This is a genomic window from Prevotella sp. E9-3, from assembly GCF_022024015.1.
Lineage (GTDB): Bacteria > Bacteroidota > Bacteroidia > Bacteroidales > Bacteroidaceae > Prevotella.
This window is the reverse complement of record NZ_CP091786.1, coordinates 1,315,941-1,333,845: the sequence shown is the minus strand read 5'-3', so window position 1 is coordinate 1,333,845 and position 17,905 is coordinate 1,315,941. Positions and strand designations below refer to the sequence as shown.

The 17,905-nt window shown below is 43.8% G+C and carries 14 protein-coding genes; 11 read left to right on the top strand and 3 right to left on the bottom strand.

All coding sequences use genetic code 11. The annotated features are described in order from the left end of the window. Positions 1 to 50 precede the first annotated feature (50 nt). The 7 genes from L6475_RS04660 to L6475_RS04630 all read left to right on the top strand — a co-directional run bounded on the left by L6475_RS04660 (position 51) and on the right by L6475_RS04630 (position 9,440). Positions 51 to 1,634: an ATP-binding protein gene (locus tag L6475_RS04660; RefSeq protein WP_237822973.1), complete on the top strand. Its 1,584-nt coding sequence runs from the start codon at positions 51 to 53 to the stop codon at positions 1,632 to 1,634. 15 nt (positions 1,635 to 1,649) lie between these two features. Next, positions 1,650 to 3,197 carry a hypothetical protein gene (locus tag L6475_RS04655; protein WP_237822971.1) on the top strand — a complete coding sequence of 516 codons (1,548 nt, stop codon included), beginning with the start codon at positions 1,650 to 1,652 and terminating at the stop codon, positions 3,195 to 3,197. Positions 3,198 to 3,343: 146 nt separating this feature from the next. Then, on the top strand, positions 3,344 to 4,459 hold the full coding sequence (locus L6475_RS04650) for a glycosyltransferase family 4 protein (protein ID WP_237822970.1): 1,116 nt from the start codon (positions 3,344 to 3,346) through the stop codon (positions 4,457 to 4,459). A gap of 87 nt (positions 4,460 to 4,546) precedes the next feature. Beyond that, complete coding sequence (locus L6475_RS04645; protein WP_370641656.1) at positions 4,547 to 5,656, top strand: glycosyltransferase family 4 protein; 1,110 nt, start codon at positions 4,547 to 4,549, stop codon at positions 5,654 to 5,656. 1 nt (position 5,657) lies between these two features. Further along, positions 5,658 to 6,242, top strand: a complete 585-nt coding sequence (locus L6475_RS04640; RefSeq protein ID WP_237822966.1) for a sugar transferase — start codon at positions 5,658 to 5,660, stop codon at positions 6,240 to 6,242. Positions 6,243 to 6,430: 188 nt separating this feature from the next. After that, the gene (locus L6475_RS04635; RefSeq protein ID WP_237822964.1) at positions 6,431 to 8,383 is read left to right on the top strand and encodes a nucleoside-diphosphate sugar epimerase/dehydratase; all 1,953 of its coding nucleotides are present in this window, start codon (positions 6,431 to 6,433) and stop codon (positions 8,381 to 8,383) included. Positions 8,384 to 8,495: 112 nt separating this feature from the next. Next, entirely contained in the window at positions 8,496 to 9,440 is a 945-nt protein-coding gene (locus L6475_RS04630) for a hypothetical protein (RefSeq protein WP_237822962.1), read from the top strand. Between the two features lie 41 nt (positions 9,441 to 9,481). Here L6475_RS04630 and L6475_RS04625 read toward each other — a convergent pair whose 3' ends face one another. The 3 genes from L6475_RS04625 to L6475_RS04615 form a co-directional block, all read right to left on the bottom strand. Then, a complete protein-coding gene (locus tag L6475_RS04625; RefSeq protein WP_237822960.1) occupies positions 9,482 to 10,498 on the bottom strand; it encodes a LacI family DNA-binding transcriptional regulator in 1,017 nt (338 codons plus the stop codon). Positions 10,499 to 11,321: 823 nt separating this feature from the next. After that, positions 11,322 to 13,913, bottom strand: a complete 2,592-nt coding sequence (locus tag L6475_RS04620; RefSeq protein ID WP_237822958.1) for a DUF5686 and carboxypeptidase-like regulatory domain-containing protein — start codon at positions 13,911 to 13,913, stop codon at positions 11,322 to 11,324. Next, positions 13,914 to 15,245, bottom strand: coding sequence for an inositol-3-phosphate synthase (locus L6475_RS04615; RefSeq protein ID WP_237822955.1), 1,332 nt, complete (start codon positions 15,243 to 15,245; stop codon positions 13,914 to 13,916). A 170-nt stretch (positions 15,246 to 15,415) separates the two neighbouring features. Between L6475_RS04615 and L6475_RS04610 the strand changes: the two genes are divergently transcribed. Genes L6475_RS04610 through L6475_RS04595 form a run of 4 tightly spaced genes read left to right on the top strand, consistent with a single transcriptional unit; the run spans position 15,416 to position 17,904 of the window. After that, positions 15,416 to 15,886, top strand: a complete 471-nt coding sequence (locus L6475_RS04610) for a phosphatidylglycerophosphatase A (protein ID WP_237822953.1) — start codon at positions 15,416 to 15,418, stop codon at positions 15,884 to 15,886. Then, entirely contained in the window at positions 15,874 to 16,266 is a 393-nt protein-coding gene (locus tag L6475_RS04605) for a GtrA family protein (protein WP_237822951.1), read from the top strand. The genes L6475_RS04610 and L6475_RS04605 overlap by 13 nt, the downstream gene beginning before the upstream one ends. Before the next feature lie 42 nt (positions 16,267 to 16,308). Beyond that, positions 16,309 to 16,947, top strand: a complete 639-nt coding sequence (locus tag L6475_RS04600; protein ID WP_237822949.1) for a CDP-alcohol phosphatidyltransferase family protein — start codon at positions 16,309 to 16,311, stop codon at positions 16,945 to 16,947. 33 nt (positions 16,948 to 16,980) lie between these two features. After that, positions 16,981 to 17,904 (top strand): phosphatase PAP2 family protein, encoded by a 924-nt coding sequence (locus L6475_RS04595; protein ID WP_237822946.1) that lies wholly within the window; start codon positions 16,981 to 16,983, stop codon positions 17,902 to 17,904. Position 17,905: the final 1 nt, after the last annotated feature.

Genomic DNA, 17,905 nt, shown 5'->3' with positions numbered 1-17,905 from the left:
ACGAAAAAACATATCTTTGCAAAAGAATTTGTTCAAAACGAGGTAAGGACATGACAAGCAAAAGGCGCAGATACCCAGTGGGAATACAGACATTCTCGGAGATTATCCGAGGAAATTATGTCTACGTGGACAAAACAGATTTGGTGTGGCAATTGACCGACTATGCCAAATACATATTCCTGAGCCGTCCGCGAAGGTTCGGAAAATCGCTGTTGTCCAGCACCCTACATTCCTATTTTGCTGGAGAGCGTGAACTATTCGAGGGACTTAAGATTATGGAACTGGAGAAGGAATGGACACAATATCCAGTGCTTCATTTTGACCTCAGCGGTGCCAAACACATGGCTCCACAGGATGTGAGGGCTGAACTAGGAAGGATTATTAAACCATACGAAACAATTTATGGTAGCGAACCCGACGAAACAACTCCCGGCATGCGTATGGCCGGTCTTGTCAACCGTGCCTACGAACAAACCGGCAGGCAGGTAGCTGTCATCATTGACGAGTACGACGCGCCCTTGCTTGACGTACTGCACGACGACCAACGGCTTTTTGAAATGCGCGAGGTGATGCAAGAATTCTACCAGCGACTGAAGATGCTGGACCCGAAAATAAAGTTCTGTTTTATCACCGGCATCACAAAATTCTCACAACTGAGTATCTTCTCGACCATCAACAACCTGATGAACGTCACGATGGATCCGACTTTCTCTGCTATCTGTGGCATCACTGAGCAGGAACTTACTACAGTCCTTCATGAAGATATCGAGTTGCTTGCTGAAAAGAACGAGTTGTCGTATGACGAGATGCATGCAAAACTAAAACTGCAATATGACGGTTACCATTTCTCAAAGAAATCGGAGGATACATACAACCCATATAGCTTAATAAAGGCCTTCGTATACGGTGAGACGGGAAGCTACTGGTTTGACAGCGCCACACCAACTTTCCTTATTCGCCAGATGCAGCATTTTCGCACAGACATCACCTCTATGGACAATATAGAAGTCCCTTCTACGGCTTTCGACAAACCCACCGAAGCGATGACTTCCGCATTGCCCCTACTCTACCAAAGTGGGTATCTCACGATAAAAAGTTACGACCGTGAAAGCGACCTTTACCAGTTAGCCTTACCTAACCAGGAGGTTCGTATCGGTTACACAGACGGACTTCTCCCTACATATATAGGCTTAGACTCAAGCGAAGTACAGACAGGCTTCGCCCTGAAATTCTGGCGTGCGCTGAAAAAAGGTGATATCGAACAGGCGCTACGCGACATGCAGGCCTATCTTGCCAGCATTCCATATGTAGAGAGATTCAAAAAGAAGTTGGAAGATGTCTCGAATGCTGAAGAATTCTACGAATACACGTTCTATCTGATTTTCTCCATGTTGAACGTATACGCCCGCACACAAGTGAAATGTGCTGGGGGGCGTGCCGACATAGTAGTATGGATGCAGGATGCCATTTATGTGTTGGAACTGAAAGTGAATGGAACAGCCGCTGAAGCACTCCAGCAGATAAACGAAAAGAACTATGCACTCCCTTACGCAACCGACGGTCGCAAAATAGTCAAAATCGGCATTGGTTTCTCTATCGAAACCAAGACCATGAACGACTGGATAATCGAATAGAAACAACATAGAACAATGAAAATACTGGTTCTCATCTTTCTGCTGCTGGTATGCGTGAAGGGCTATTCGGCAGAACCGGCCGAGCAGCAGTTGCTGCTAGACGAGTTCACTGTGAAAGGGGTAAACTGGTGTGAGACGCGGCTCGACAACGTGCATTACATCATGACATCGGGCGAACCGCTCAGTGTGCAGGTGTATCTGGAAGGCAGAAAGATAAATCTTCGCTTGAAAAACGAAAACAAAAAGGAGGTAACTTACTACCTAAGGTGCAACGGCTTTGTACACACCTACAACGAAGCCGTGGGCAAAGAGCCTGTGAACGAGGAATATACCTACAGCGGCACACTGGCAACCGACCAGGAGACGGTGTACACCATAGGACACAGAAGCATGATTACAGTAATAGGACATGGTGGCGTGCCTGGCAGTTTCAAAGACCTGGCGACATCCTACCGCGACATGCTCTACGCCGGTTTCGACGTCAGCATCTGTACCGGCAGTCCTGCCGAGTCACTGAGAATGCTGAAGGAAGCCAGAGAAAAGGGCATCCGACTGGTTGTAGGCGGCGGCAGCCTCAACGACTACAAGACATTGGCCGACAGTGCCCAAAAGAATAAAAATACTGTGTATGGATATTACATCGGCGACGAACCGTTCCTGAAAAAGAACGACAGATACCGTGGGCATGCCACCCTCGACGACCTATTGCCAAGGGCAAAGGCCATACGCAGCATAGACCCACTGGCCGATTTCCGCATTTGTCTGAACCCTATTTACGGGCCTGAGACCGTGAACAGCGACGGCACATACAACAATCAACGATATGCCGACTATATAGACTCGTGCATCACAAGACTGAAGCTGACCAACATTGCCTTCGACAACTATTCCATCATTTGGTCGAAAGGCGACGAGGTACTCCGCCGCCAATGGTTTGACAACCTGGAAATCGTTAGCAGCCAAAGCCAGAAACACGGTATTCCGTTTTGCGGCTATGTACTGTCGGCCCAGCATCTCAGCTACACCCTGCCCACCTTGGGCACCCTCCGCTTGCAGGTATATGCCAACTTGGTCTACGGAGCAAAGTCGATAGCCTACTACACCTACTGGCACCGGTGGCTGCCCGGCGAGGGGTCGTACGTGGCCCCTGTCGATTCCTTTGGGCAGCGACGGGCAGGACTGTACGATGCTATTAACCGCGTGAACGAAGAGATGGCACGCATCAGTCCGCTATTTGCCGAGGGCACTGTCAAAAAGGTGTACCATATTAATGGTGCGCCCTCAAACGTACTGATAAAACAACTCACGCCCGACAACCTGCCCGACAATATCGAGTCGCTGACTATTGAAGATGGCAAAAGAGCCATCGCCTCTGTCATCGAGAAAGACAAAGCGTCCTATTTGGCCCTTGTCAACAAGGACTTCCGCAACCCCGTAACGCTTCACATCAGGGGCAACAAGCATTTGCGCCACGTATCAAAACTCGATTTAAAGTATGAAAAAGTTACTACCGGCCATTATACCATCGAAGCTGGCGATATCATCCTTTTCCGCTTCAAATAGCAATACGGAAGTTTTGTATTGGCATTACAAGACTTCTGTACGACCTGTACTTTAACGATTTTAGTCGACGATGATAAAAAAAAAAGTTTAAGACAATAGAATCGCTGAAAGTGCGTTATATATAGTAAAAAAGACAAACAGATAATATGCCAAAACTCATTATGGTCGTCAACGAAGACAGATTCTTCCTGTCTCACCGTAAGGACATTGCCCTATCTGCTCAACGCGAGGGATGGGACGTTACCATTGTCTGTAAAGACACGGGCCAGCGGACTGACGTCGAACAGTTGGGGCTGAAAATGGTGGAACTGCCCATCAACCCTACTGGCACCAACCTATGGCAAGAGTTGAAGACCTTCCGATTTCTCTTATCACTCTATAGAAAGAACCGCGACGCCATCGTCCACCACGTAGGACTGAAACCCATGCTTTGGGGTAGTCTGGCCGCAAAATTCGCCCATGTCAGGGGCGTTGTCAACGCCGTAAGCGGACTGGGCGTGCTGTTTTCCGAAAAGAAATTGTCGTTCATAGCAAAGAAAATCCTGTGTCTACTACGCTTTGCCAACAACAAGGACACCGTAAGGATCATATTCCAGAACCACGAAGACGAGCACCTGTTTCTCTCCAATCACGTCATTGAGAAAGAGCAGTCACTATTCATCAAAGGATCTGGTGTAGACTTAAGTCAGTTCTGCTACACCCCCGAGCCTGAGAGCGACGTTATAAAAGTGCTGTTCACTGGCCGTATGGTGAAAGAGAAAGGCGTTCTTGTACTGATTGAAGCCGCCAACGCTCTTCGCAACGACTATGAAGGAAAGGTTGAATTCCTGCTATGCGGAGGTCTGCACAACAATCCCCAAGCCATGAAGGAATCCGAAATTCATCAGCTCTGCGATGGTAAATATATCCAATGGCTAGGTTTCCGAAAGGATGTCAACCAACTGCTTCAGCAATGCCATATCGTAGCCTTCCCAAGCTATTATCGTGAAGGTGTCCCCAAGTCGCTGATTGAAGCCTGCGCCGTGGGCCGTCCCATCATCACCACCAACTCCATTGGCTGTAAGGATACAGTAGAGAACGGCAAGAACGGTTTCCTCGTTCCGCCTAAAAACTCCGAGCGTTTAGCCCAAACGCTAAGAATTCTCATAGAAGACGCCCAACTGCGTGAGAAGATGGGAAAGGAAGGAAGACTCAAAGCCGAAAAAGAATTCTCGCTCGAACAAGTAGTAAAAATGCACATGGCAATTTATAATGAGTTTTAATCGCCCTTGCTAAATTATTTATAGTATGCATGCAATAATAATGTAATATATCTGTTATAATTATTAGAAAGACAAAGAAGTCATTGCATGATACAATATAGCATATTATTTATAGCTTTCTTATTCAGTGCGATATGCGGTTTAATATCTATTCCGCTTATACTGAATTTCTGTAAAGAGAAAGGCCTCTACGATATTCCTGACGAGCGAAAAATCCACAAAACAGGCATTCCACGACTCGGAGGAATCAGTTTTCTGCCAAGTATGTTACTGGCCTTTCTGGCTACTACGTTTACGCACAACAGTTTTAATGGTATCAATGAGATTACGCTCAGTCTTTGGTCGCTCTATTTCTTCATCAGTTTACTGCTCATCTATTCTGTAGGCTTAGTTGACGACATATTAGGACTAGACGCAAAGACAAAGTTTGTTGTTCAGATTTTAGCCGCCTGTTTACTGCCGCTATCCGGTCTCTACCTGAACAACTTCTACGGTTTCCTTGGCCTTCACGAAATACCAAGCTACATCGGAATACCATTGACGGTATTCATCATCGTATTCATCAACAATGCCATCAACCTTATTGACGGCATCGACGGACTGGCTGCCGGTCTTTCCTTTATAGCCCTGTTTGGATTCATGATCTGTTTCCTCAACGAGGAAATGATGAAATATTCAGTTCTTATAGCAGGATTATTAGGCGTAATCATATCATTCCTCTATTTCAACCTATTCGGCGATCCGAAGAAAAACCGAAAAATATTCATGGGCGATTCAGGCAGCCTCACCTTAGGATTCATTCTCGGATTCCTTGCCGTGAAATACGCCATGTACAATCCAAAAGTGATGAACTGGACTCCCGACAGTCTTTTACTATCCTATACATTCCTGATTGTACCAGTATTTGATGTGGTTCGAGTCATCTTAGTCCGCCTTATGCACAAGAAACCCATCTTCAATGCCGACAAAAATCATGTCCACCATAAGTTGATGAGAATAGGCCTAACACAACATCAAGCATTAGCGTGCATTCTGTCAATGGCCCTATTCTTTATTTTAATAAACATTGCGTTAAAATTTATAGTACCTTCTACAGTTATTGTAGGTATTGATATTGTACTATGGCTATGCATAAACTATTTCATCAACAAAGCCATTGAGAAAAACGGACAGAAAGTCTATTTGGAACGTGAATAAAATGAACAATCTCATTAAACGCATATTCGACATTCTGGGAGCACTTGTGGGAATCGTCATTTTCTCACCATTATACCTTTTTATATATATAGTACAAAAGCTCAGCTATAAAGGACCAGCCATTTTCGCCCAAGAACGTATTGGTAAGGGAGGAAAGCCTTTTGTTATTTACAAGTTCCGCACCATGATAGTAAACAACGAAAGCAACGGCATTCCGCAGTTGGCAGAAGTGGACGACCAGCGACTTACAAAATTCGGTAAATTTCTCCGTTCGCACCACCTAGACGAACTGCCCCAGCTATGGAATGTACTGAAAGGTGACATGTCGTTTGTAGGCCCACGTCCTGAAAGGAAATACTTCATCGATAAAATCATGGAGATTGATCCGCGCTACGAGCTTCTATATGCTATCCGCCCGGGTGTAACCTCTTATGCTACACTCTATAATGGCTATACCGACACCATGGAAAAAATGTTAAGACGCCTGGAACTCGATCTTTACTATATGGAAAACAGTTCATGGAAATTTGACCTTACTATACTGTGGAAGACTTTCACAAGTCTAATTTTTGGGAAAAAAATCTAATGATTGTTCTATTCAAATCAATATTTTTCATAGTTTTTCACAGATTATTCAGTAAAAATTTTTAACCAATTGTTTTTTTTTGTATCTTTGCCACGATTCTAGAACGGAGAATGGTGTTAATAGTATATTACTATAATTTACAACATCAGAGAAATATCACAAAATAAAAGAAAATTAATCATAGTCGTATGAAGATATCAGCTAGACTTGCAAATTGGTATTTCACCAAAAAAGCTTTACCTTATTGGTGTATTCTGTTATTAGATGTATTTACACTTTATTTTTCGCTAATATTTTCATTCTTACTTTTCAGAGGAGGTGAGGCTCTTGTCCATGATTTTACAGGATTGAATCTGAATGCTGCAATATATATAGTATTCTTTATCATCGGATTCCGTCTATTACGCACTTACTCAGGAATTTTCCGTTATTCTTCATTTGTCGATTTACAACGTGTAGGCTATGCTATGCTGTTCGGAACCGTAATAGCCTACGCCATCCACTATACCTTTGCAGGCTATAATATATTATCACATCTTCGCGGACGTGAAATCATATCGGGCGTTTCTATTGCCACCATCTTGATGTGGGGCATTCGTATGTTTGTAAAAACTGTTTACGAACTCTATTTTGCCAACTCACTGTCTGTCAACACTTATATCTATGGTGTAAGAGACGGAGGTATCGGTATTGCCAAACATATCAGAAGCGAAAAGCCCACACGCTTTAAGCTTAAAGGCTTTATTTCAGACGAATATGACAATAAGGACTGTGTGCTAATGGGATTTAAGGTTTACTACCTTGATGATTCGCTTGTGCAAACGATGAAAGATAACGACATCCAGGCTATCATTATTTCTCCATTCCGCATGCGCGCATTCCGAAGCAATAAAACTTTCCAGAACCAACTTATCGCTGCCGGCATCAAAATTTACATGACGCAGGAAGAGAAAGAATGGAGTGAATTTATGCAATCTCCACAGGTAAAGGAGATTAGTATTGAGGACCTTCTGCCGCGTGATGAAATTCAAGTTGACCTGGAGTCGGTTGGCAAGCAGCTGAAAGGCAATTGCATCATGGTCACAGGTTCTGCTGGCAGTATTGGTAGTGAGATTGTAAATCAGGTTGCAAGCTATGAACCATCCAAGCTGGTACTCATTGACCAGGCAGAGACACCTCAACATGACATTTGCCTGATGATGGAGAAAAAATGGCCCAACATCAAGGCAGAAATAATTGTATGCAGCATCTGTGAGAAAGAGCACATGGAATATCTGTTTAAAAAGCATCGCCCCCAATATGTATTCCATGCTGCCGCCTATAAGCATGTTCCCATGATGGAAGACAATCCTTCAGAAAGTGTCACAAACAACATTCTGGGCACTAAAGTCATCGCCGATTTGTCTGTAAAATATGGGGTTAAGAAATTTGTCATGATTTCTACCGACAAAGCTGTTAACCCGACCAATGTAATGGGATGCTCAAAGCGTATTTGCGAAATATATGTTCAATCGCTCAATAAATATCTGACTCAAGATCCTGCCACGAAGGATTCTCACTGTCAGTTCGTTACTACGAGATTTGGTAATGTATTGGGCTCTAATGGATCTGTCATCCCATTGTTCAGGGAGCAAATTAAAAACGGAGGTCCTATCACCGTGACCGATCCAAACATTATCCGCTATTTCATGCTGATTCCTGAAGCCTGCAAGCTGGTACTCGAAGCAGGAACCAAGGGTAATGGTGGAGAGATATTCGTATTCGACATGGGCGAACCTGTGAAGATTTCTGATTTGGCAAGTCGAATGATTCAGCTTAGCGGACGCAAGGATATTGAGATTAAATATACCGGTTTGCGTCCAGGTGAGAAGCTATACGAGGAGGTGCTCAACGAAAAAGAGTCAACCAAACCGTCGTTCCATGAAAAGATTCGTATTGCTTCTGTACGCGAGTACAACTACGAAGAAGTTTGTAAAGCTATCGACACGTTGTTGAACACATGTATGCTGTATGACAACATGAAGACAGTAAAAGCAATGAAAGAGATCGTACCCGAATATAAGAGTAACAATTCTGTATATAGTGTTCTTGACGACCCAAACTGGGGGGGGGCAAGAATAATCCAACAGATTCTCAATTAGGGATTTTCCTCCATCAGTTTAGGGAAAATCCCTTTTTCTCTTTATCTTTTTCATCTATCTTTGCACCAGAAGAGATAGTTAAACGATGGTTGAACATAAAATCCATACGATTATGAAAAAGATGATACTTTCACTGATAGCCATGCTGGCAATAGCAGCACAGGCAAATGCCATGAGTTACGAACAGGCTCGTAATGAAGCGCTGTTTTTAACAGACAAAATGGCTTATGAACTGAACCTGAACGATGCGCAGTATGAGGCAGCCTATGAGATAAATCTTGACTATCTGATGGGTGTCACCAGTCATACCGATGTATTCGGCCCCTATTGGGATCGCCGTAATGCCGATATCCGTTTCATCCTATATAGCTGGCAGTGGGATGCTTTCTGTGCAGCCACTTATTTCTATCGCCCACTCTATTGGAGTGCCGGCTACTGGCATTTTGGCATCTATGCCCGCTACCCGTATCGTGATTACTACTATTTCGGTCGTCCCCGCTTCTATGTCACCTATCGGGGCGGACATAGCTGGAGAATGAACGGTGGTCGCAGCTACTACGAACATCGACACAACTACTATCGTCCCCATGTGGATCGTCATCGCTATAGTGGTATGCGCAACAGCTGGGACCGAGGCGATTATCGTCATCACAACAACGACAGCCATAATGGCAGGAATCGTAATGACGGATATGATAGAGGTAACCATAACAGCGACAGACACAATAACGGTACTCACAATAGAGACCGGCACGACAACGGTACTCCAAACCGCATATCTTCACCTGCAAGCGGACATAACAACAACGTAGGAAACCGTACGGCTTCAACTGTTTCATCGACCCGCACCACTGCAAACCGCTCATCGATGAGTACTTCTGCAAACCGTTCTGCTGTTAGCACTCACTCAGCTAGTGGCAACCGCTCAGCAGTTAGCAGCCGTCCAAGTGGTGGCAACCGCTCAGCAGTTAGCACTCGCCCAAGTGGTGGCAACCGTTCAGCTGGAGGAAGTCGTTCAGGAGGAGGAGGTAATCGTTCCGGTGGAGGACGTAGATAAAGAATAGAACATACAAACATCAGCGAAGCATCAGTAAAACGTTACTGATGCTTCGCTGATGTTTCCCTAATCACAATTTTCAATGGAACAACCTCCTGGTATATTTTCGTATCACCTTTAATCTGACGCAAAAGCAATTGACACGCTTTCTGACCAATAAGTTGCGACTGGTCTTCGATGGTAGAGAGACGAGGCGTAACATATCGAGCATGATTATCGTCAGTAAAACCTATCAGCGCAACATCTTCAGGAATACGCAGACCTTTCTGCTTGATAGCCGTAAAAGCTGCAAATGTCACTATATCATTAAAAGCCAGAATGGCATCCGGGCGATTGGGCATACTCAAAAGACGGATAGTCTCCTGCAGCGCCACATCATAATCTATACGATGGCATGAAACCAGCTCACGCTCAATAGGAATACGATTCTCGCGTAAGGCTTCCAAATAGCCATGTTTTCTACGCTGAACTATATCAAGATGATTAGGCCCCCCAATAAATGCTATACGTCGTGAACCTGTATCAATAAGGTGCTGAGTGGCTTGCTGGGCAGCCTCAGCTCCATTGGCTGTAACGCATGAGAATCGCGCATTGGGCATTGTTCGTACAAAAAACACCAATGGAATACCCATTCTGGATATTTCTTCAAAATGACTATAGTCGGTCGTTTCCTGCGCTAAGCAAGCAATGATTCCCTCCACATGCATACTATTAAAGTTGTCAATGGCTCGTGTTTCATCATCCTGCCTTTCATGACTATTAGCACTAATCACATTATACCCTTCTTTTCGTGCTTCTGATTCTATACCGTCAAGTACCGCAGCAAAGAAATGAGTTACCAAATTGGGCACTACGACTCCAATCACTTTTGGAGCCTCACTTCGCAAACTTAAAGCAAACGGATTCGGCTTGTAATTCATTTTCTGCGCCAATTCCTTCACCTTTCTCTGCATCTCCTGCCCTATCTCAGGACTATTATGCAAGGCACGACTAACGGTAGCTATACTCACTCCTAACTCTTGAGCCAGGTCTTTCAATGATACTCGATGCTTAGGCATAATGGTAGTCTTTTATGATTTATGCCACAAAATTACACAATTTTAAGCGATTCCGCAAACGTTTACGTGCTTTTTTTACAATTATTCTTTTGATATTCATCAATTATTGTGTATCTTTGCAACGCAAACGCAGAAAAAATGAGTAATGAATAGTTGATAATAAGTTAGTTAGAAAATGAAAAACTGGGACTGTCGTGAGATACTCCCAGCTTTTTTTATTATCTACTTATCATGGCTTAACAGATTATCATGGCTTAACAGACAAATGGCGGCAATAATTGGATGATGTTCGATCGTATATAAATACATATTTATACGAAACAATTTTCGAAAATTAAGACAAACAAAAATCGCAAACTAGAACGGCGAACCTATCCAAAAACGACCCATGTTTCAATAAAATGCCCCTTTTACCGAAACTTACTGGCAATTATACCGAAACTTACTGGCAATTATACCGAAACCTAATGGCAATTATACCATAACTGAATGGCAATTGCTACATAACTGAATGGCAATTGCAGTATAGTTTTTATTCAGTTGCTGTATAATTACCGTTCTATTGCAGGCTATATTCAGGGGAGGTAAAGGAGAAAAGGATGACTTTTTGAGTGTATACTCTGTAATTAACTGATATTTAATAAGTTGCGAATTACACACAACTCACTCGCAACTTGCTCATATTTCGCACAGAGAAGTCCAAAGTAGGAGTTGGTGATTTCCGTGCGATTCTCGCGCGCTTTAACATAATAAATATGCAGCTGAAAAGCGTATATAATTACATTTATGGCATTTCTCCTACCTTGCCGAAAAAAACAGAAAATCAGAATGTAGGATTAATCACAATACGTATGCCATGCTTTTGGGCCGTAGGCAGATTCAGATAGTTTAATCGACGAACATATTCTATCTGAATCAAATTAAAGATATTCTGAACACCAACCGCATATTCCATATATGGTTGTTTTCCATCCAAAACAGAACTTCCCTCTGGGAAATACATCAGCACGCCACTACCTGCATTATTTTGTAAGAAGGGATTATTCTTATCAGACAATCGTCCCCATAAGGTTTTAAACTCTGCCACTTCACGCCACTTCAGTTTCCGTAAAAGCGGAATGCGGTTGAATAGTTTTCCGCCCATTTCCCAAGTAAGCATCAACGAAGCGTAGCGGTCGTTCAGGAACTCCATATTATTAATCATATTGAAGGCAGAATAATCGAGAATATAAGACAAATTTGCCTGTGGCATGATGAGCAACGGATAAGGCACCTGATTCCATTGAGCGCCAGCCTTCATTCTTAGATCTATGCGTCCCCAGCTCATCGGCAACCAATTACGACGATAGAACTCCATCTCAGAGAAGTTATATTTATATTGTCCGCCAATGAAATGGTTCAAGCCCATAGTGTGCTGAATACTCACAAACCAAGCATCTTTGTTCAGGGTACGACGACGCTGCTTCGTATTGAAAAACTTTTCTTTAGGAGCTAAGCGGAGCCCGAAAGTAGCCTCAGTTGTGCGGATATCGGAAAGGGATGCAGGGGTGGTCGTCGAAGGCGAAGAATTCATTTTCGAAGACATACTACTAAGAGGTATAAAAGCAATATTTCCGATAGGATTCAGTTTCTCAGTCTTCAAGCCCAACGACACACGCAAATGCCCTGCAGTCTCATAGTCAAAGTTCAGTTTCTGCGTATTGTACATAAACATTTTGTCTATATCATGAACTTTGAACGACTTAAAGACATTATCCTTGTCGGATGGCCCATACTTATCACTGGGCAGAGCAACATCGCGCCCAGACGAGACAGAAATAGCGCGCATGGGAAATTCTTGCGGCAGATATTCGCATTTTCTCAGTGAATAGGTGATTTCCGCATTATAGTAATTCTCATTATGACGCATGCCATGAGCGTAGTATCCCTTTGCATACCAGTGTGGATTCAGATTGGCTGTGGTCTGTCCACTCATACGCAACCTTAACCCATCATAGAAATTTTGAGACACCATTGTGTTGACAGGACCTACATCAAACTTACTTGGATGCTCACGCGAACCTGTTTCCAGATAATTCTCAAATAGTGCCTTCAGGACGAAGATCACATATCTAAAGCCCTTCAATTGTTCAATATGACTCAAGAAACTTCCCATCTGCCGCTCACTTTTGGTAAATTCAACCATTCTATGCCGGTTCCAGAAAGCCTCATCACGATGAGTAGAGCCAGGAACCACCTCCTCTTCTCCACCCTTCATATCACTCTTGGCTATTGGTGAGAAATCAAAGTCACTACGACGAGTGGTTCGGGTAATGATGGCACGGGTAATAAAGTCTGTCACCATCAATTCAACAATCATATCGTCGATAGTGAGCAACCACTCTCCATCAGGTTGCTTGGTGAATTCCTGCATACACTGGAAACCTTCAATCCAGTTTACATCAGTAGATTTTGGTAATGACAGTTCACAGCGCTTCACCTGATAAGTAGAATCGTCAACAATAAAAATCTGTCCACGGAAGCCAAAATCCTGCTGGTTATTGGGAACGAAATCAAGATGTATGCAACGATCATGCCCTACATAGACTGTATCAGTAATATAAAAACGGTAGAATTGAATGGCATCCCTACCAATGGGACTACTGAACTTATGGCGCAACAGCAGGATGTAGTCGTCGTAGATGTTCACATCGCTGAACACATCACGCATCACAGTCGTCAGGATATTACCCGTTTGAAAGAGGTCGTTCACACCCGACGACTTTTGTCCTATCGTTATGGTCTTTTCCTTTTTAGGATTCTTACGATAGAGATGCTCGGTCACCGTTTCATCGACAGTAAGCGGCAACACCAGTTTGTCATTATACTGGCTCACCTCTACCTGACTGGCCAGCCAAGGATACTTCTTGAAAATGCCCTTATCCAGCATAAGGGGATTCACATCGTTCAAGCCAAGACCAAGTTTCTGATAGTTCGTATATCGATAGAAATCGTGCTGCTTCAGGTCGTTCTGCTTCTTATGAGCAATCACCTTTCTCATCAGTTCTACTGCCGGATTGTCTTTCCTGCGATAGCGCGATGAACGTTTGGATTTCACCGTAACTTCCTGAAGCGTCTGCTGCTCTTGCTTGAGTCGGATAGTCAATGTCACAGGAGTAGAAGAGGACACATTGACTATCTGAGACTGATAGCCTACCGCACTAAATGTCAGTCGCCATCCATTATGACGACTGATTGTGAAACGGCCTTCGCCATCACACTTCGCACCAATATCATTTCCTTTATATAATACACTTGCATAGGGAACAGGATAGCCATCGTCGGCATCAACGACAACACCCCTTATTTGTGCCCAGACAGAAAGCAGTGACAAAAAAAGGCTACATGATAATAGTGCGAAGCGTTTGGTAATCATTTAGTCAATCTCTTCGTCGGCTTCATAGCCACCCATTTCACGGATAGCGTTTTTCAACAAAGTATGCTGGCGATAGAGATGGTTTACAGCTTCCTCACCCACGGTATAGTCGTGCATTGGGCTCTTCAAGAAGAACGAAAGGAAGCGCTGGGTGCCATAACGGCCAGCGCGAGCAGCCAAATCAATGAGCAGACAAAGGTCAAGACAGACAGGAGCTGCAAGGATAGAATCTCGGCAAAGGAAATTAATCTTTATCTGCATAGGATAGCCCATCCATCCAAAAATATCGATATTATCCCATGACTCTTTGTTATCATTACGAGGAGGATAATAGTTGATGCGCACTTTATGATAATAGTCGGTATAAAGGTCGGGCTGTTCATCGGCCTTGAGAATGGTCTCAAGTGTAGAAAGTTTAGAAACTTCCTTTGTACGGAAGTTCTGTGGCTCGTCAAGCACTAAGCCATCACGATTGCCAAGAATATTTGTTGAGAACCATCCGTCAAGTCCTAAGCAACGTGTACCGATGATAGGAGCAAAACCACTTTTTACGAGTGTCTGACCTGTCTTGAAGTCTTTGCCCGCAATAGGCATTTTTGTCTGCTCGGCCAACTCCCACATAGCGGGAATATCTACGGTAGTATTAGGCGCACCCATCACAAAAGGAGCCCCTTCCTTCAGAGCAGCATAGGCATAGCACATGGAGGGAGCCACATGCTCACGATCGTCGGCTTTCATAGCCGCCTCAAGATCGCTAAGATGATGATGAACCGGTTCGAACACGGGCACATAGATTTCGGTTGATGCAGCCCAGAGAACCACTACACGTGCACAGTCATTCTGCTGTTTAAAGTTCTTGATGTCCTCGCGAAGCATTTCTACCATTTCCCAACGGGTAGGCATCTTAGTGTCGCCACCATTGCTAATAGTTTTCACATTATCTCCGTCCAGACGCTTTGCATAGTTCTTATCGAAAGCAGCTTTCATGGGAACGATTTTCTCCAACTCATCGCGAACAGGCTCTATATCCTTTGGCTTCAGCACCTCAGCATACATAGCTGCCTGATAAGCATTCTGCGGATAAACGTCCCAGGTTCCGAAAACGATATCGTTCAGACTGGCAATTGAAACGATATCACCATATTTCATATACTTTTTGTCGGTTCCACGTCCTACGCGAATTTTATCATATTGAGTCATAGACCCGACAGGTTTAGCAAGTCCTTTGCGCACCATCAAGACGCCGGTCATAAATGTTGTAGCAACGGCACCATTGCCGACAATCAGAATTCCCAACTTACCCTTAGCAGGGATTACATTTGCTTGTTCCATTTTATTGGATTTATTATTTATAGATTCGGTTAATTATATGTTAGTAACGTGCAAAGTTACTCATTTTGTTGAGATTATTCTTTCTTTTTACAAAACTTTTTACAAGAACATATTATTTTTTTATTACAAACGGTTATCATTTAAATCAAAAATAGTACTTTTGCATTGAAATGAAGAAGGAACCCATTTTAGCCACTATCATTGGAACTGGATTTGGAGCAGGCTACTGGCCTTGGGGACCAGGAACAGCAGGAGCTATACTAGCCACAATCATGTGGATGGGAGCGACACTACTATTCACACCGATTTCAGTATTCTGGTTCACCCTGACTGCCATCATACTATTTACCATTCTTGGTACTTGGGCAACAGCCAAATTGCAACCATATTGGGGAGACGATCCCAGCCGGGTGGTGGTTGATGAGATGATAGGCGTATGGACGCCCTTGCTCTTGGCAAGCACTTGGCAACAGGCCATCCTGGCATTGGTCTTGTTCCGCTTCTTCGACATAGCTAAACCATTGGGCATCCGTAGCCTTGATCGCAGAAAAGGAGCTTTTTGGGTAATGGCCGACGACCTCCTTGCGGGCATCTATTCGGCAATTGTACTATACCTAATTATATATATATGGGAAGGGTAAGACACGAGCTATGGTTATTCTGTAAGGCGCAAATGTCGGCTCAGATAGCCACATTGATCGACTTCATCACCTCCCTTATACTGGCTGAAGCCATAGGTTTATGGTATGTATTGGCAACGTTTCTTGGAGCCCTGACGGGAGGTGTGGCTAACTGTTGTATCAATTACAGATGGGTGTTTGATGCCCACGGGGCAAGAAAGACCGCCATCTCAGTAAAATACTTGCTTGTATGGACAGGCAGTCTTGGTCTAAACACCCTTGGAACCTATATTCTAACGGAATATACCGGCTACCACTTCATCATCGCTAAGGCTCTGACCGCCATTATGGTTGGAATATTTTGGAATTATCTACTACAAAGGAATTTTGTGTATCGGTGAGATATATTTCCACTATCAGAATAGAATCTATTTTAGAACAATATGAATTATCGTGATTACTTACAAAAGATTATCTATCACCTCATAGACCCTATCATCAATTTAATGCTGAAGATGGGCATCACCCCCAACGGCATTACAGCAGCCGGCTTTGTGGGCAATCTGATAGCCCTCTGGTTCTTTCTTGATGCAGCCCAATGCTGGAATAATGGGGCACGCAATCCTTATACGCTTATCGGATGGGGAGGTTTTATTATCTTAGCTGCAGGACTATTTGATATGATGGATGGCCGACTGGCTCGTACAGGCAATCTTTCATCAAAGTTTGGCGCCCTATGGGACTCTACGCTCGACCGCTATAGTGAGCTTGTCACCCTATTTGGCATTTGTCTGATATTCGTCAAAGCCGATTGGTTCTGGATGAGTGTTACGACCTTTGCTGCCATGGTAGGCTCAGTAATGGTAAGTTATGTCCGGGCAAGGGCCGAAGGACTGGGAATTGAATGCAAGGTAGGGTTCATGCAGCGACCCGAACGAGTGGTAGTAACAGCCGTCACAGCCATTGTCAGTGGAATAACGGCAGAACTCTGGTGGATGGCTGGCGGCATGATTCTTATTGCTATTCTTGCCAATATTACAGCCTGCTGGCGTATTCTCCATTGCTATAAAGAACTGAGATAGCGCTGAAAGCATTAAAATGAAACGAATAGAAGAATGAACTCGGTTTCCCCAAAAGAGACTTTCATCGTCATCGCAGCCTCCATCCTCTTCCTTCTCTTTCAATGGTTGGTAGTAGGACTCATTCCAGCACAGATACTCATGGTGGTGCTGTTCAACTTGTTGTTTTTCCTCCACCCCATTTCGCGCAAACTGGCAATGGCACTACTTCCTTTCGTGTTTTTTGAAATGAGTTACGACTGGATGCGTCTTTACCCTAACTATTTAGTAAACCCAATAGACATTCAAGGCGTTTATGAAACCGAGAAAGCCTTGTTTGGCATCACCACCGAAAACGGCACACTCATTCCTTGCGAGTATTTCAACCTACATAATAATGCCGTGGCAGATTTTGTCACCGGACTTTTCTACCTGTGTTGGGTACCTGGCCCTATTGCGATAGCTATCTGGTTGTTTTTCAAAGGCCAACGTGACTACTGCCTGCGTTTCACCTGGGCATTCCTGTTTGTCAATCTTGTAGGCTTCATTGGCTATTATATTCACCCTACAGCTCCCCCTTGGTATGCCATAGAGTACGGCTTTGAGCCCGATTTCACGACACCTGGTAATGTGGCAGGATTGGGAAGGTTTGACGAACTTGTTGGCTTTCCGGTTTTCACAAGTATCTATGTAAACAATTCCAACATCTTTGCAGCTATTCCCTCGCTTCACTCTGCCTATATGACCGTGGCGACTATTTATGTGGTTTACTCCAAGCAATCCTATCATTTACTCTTAGTAAGCCTATGGATCACTATTGGCATTTGGTTCACCGCCGTTTATTCTTGCCACCACTATATCATCGATGTAATCCTTGGTATTGCCACAGCGCTCATCGGAGTGGCTATTTTCGAGAAAGGCATTCTTAGAATCCCTGCCATCAATCATTTCTTCCAACGTTATACAAACTACATCTCTTGAT

Excerpts from the sequence above, each read along its gene's own strand:
- L6475_RS04660 (WP_237822973.1), top strand. The coding sequence starts at position 51 with ATGACAAGCAAAAGGCGCAGATACCCAGTGGGAATACAGACATTCTCG.
- L6475_RS04655 (WP_237822971.1), top strand. The coding sequence starts at position 1,650 with ATGAAAATACTGGTTCTCATCTTTCTGCTGCTGGTATGCGTGAAGGGC.
- L6475_RS04650 (WP_237822970.1), top strand. The coding sequence starts at position 3,344 with ATGCCAAAACTCATTATGGTCGTCAACGAAGACAGATTCTTCCTGTCT.
- L6475_RS04645 (WP_370641656.1), top strand. The coding sequence starts at position 4,547 with ATGATACAATATAGCATATTATTTATAGCTTTCTTATTCAGTGCGATA.
- L6475_RS04640 (WP_237822966.1), top strand. The coding sequence starts at position 5,658 with ATGAACAATCTCATTAAACGCATATTCGACATTCTGGGAGCACTTGTG.
- L6475_RS04635 (WP_237822964.1), top strand. The coding sequence starts at position 6,431 with ATGAAGATATCAGCTAGACTTGCAAATTGGTATTTCACCAAAAAAGCT.
- L6475_RS04630 (WP_237822962.1), top strand. The coding sequence starts at position 8,496 with ATGAAAAAGATGATACTTTCACTGATAGCCATGCTGGCAATAGCAGCA.
- L6475_RS04625 (WP_237822960.1), bottom strand. The coding sequence starts at position 10,498 with ATGCCTAAGCATCGAGTATCATTGAAAGACCTGGCTCAAGAGTTAGGA.
- L6475_RS04620 (WP_237822958.1), bottom strand. The coding sequence starts at position 13,913 with ATGATTACCAAACGCTTCGCACTATTATCATGTAGCCTTTTTTTGTCA.
- L6475_RS04615 (WP_237822955.1), bottom strand. The coding sequence starts at position 15,245 with ATGGAACAAGCAAATGTAATCCCTGCTAAGGGTAAGTTGGGAATTCTG.
- L6475_RS04610 (WP_237822953.1), top strand. The coding sequence starts at position 15,416 with ATGAAGAAGGAACCCATTTTAGCCACTATCATTGGAACTGGATTTGGA.
- L6475_RS04605 (WP_237822951.1), top strand. The coding sequence starts at position 15,874 with ATGGGAAGGGTAAGACACGAGCTATGGTTATTCTGTAAGGCGCAAATG.
- L6475_RS04600 (WP_237822949.1), top strand. The coding sequence starts at position 16,309 with ATGAATTATCGTGATTACTTACAAAAGATTATCTATCACCTCATAGAC.
- L6475_RS04595 (WP_237822946.1), top strand. The coding sequence starts at position 16,981 with ATGAACTCGGTTTCCCCAAAAGAGACTTTCATCGTCATCGCAGCCTCC.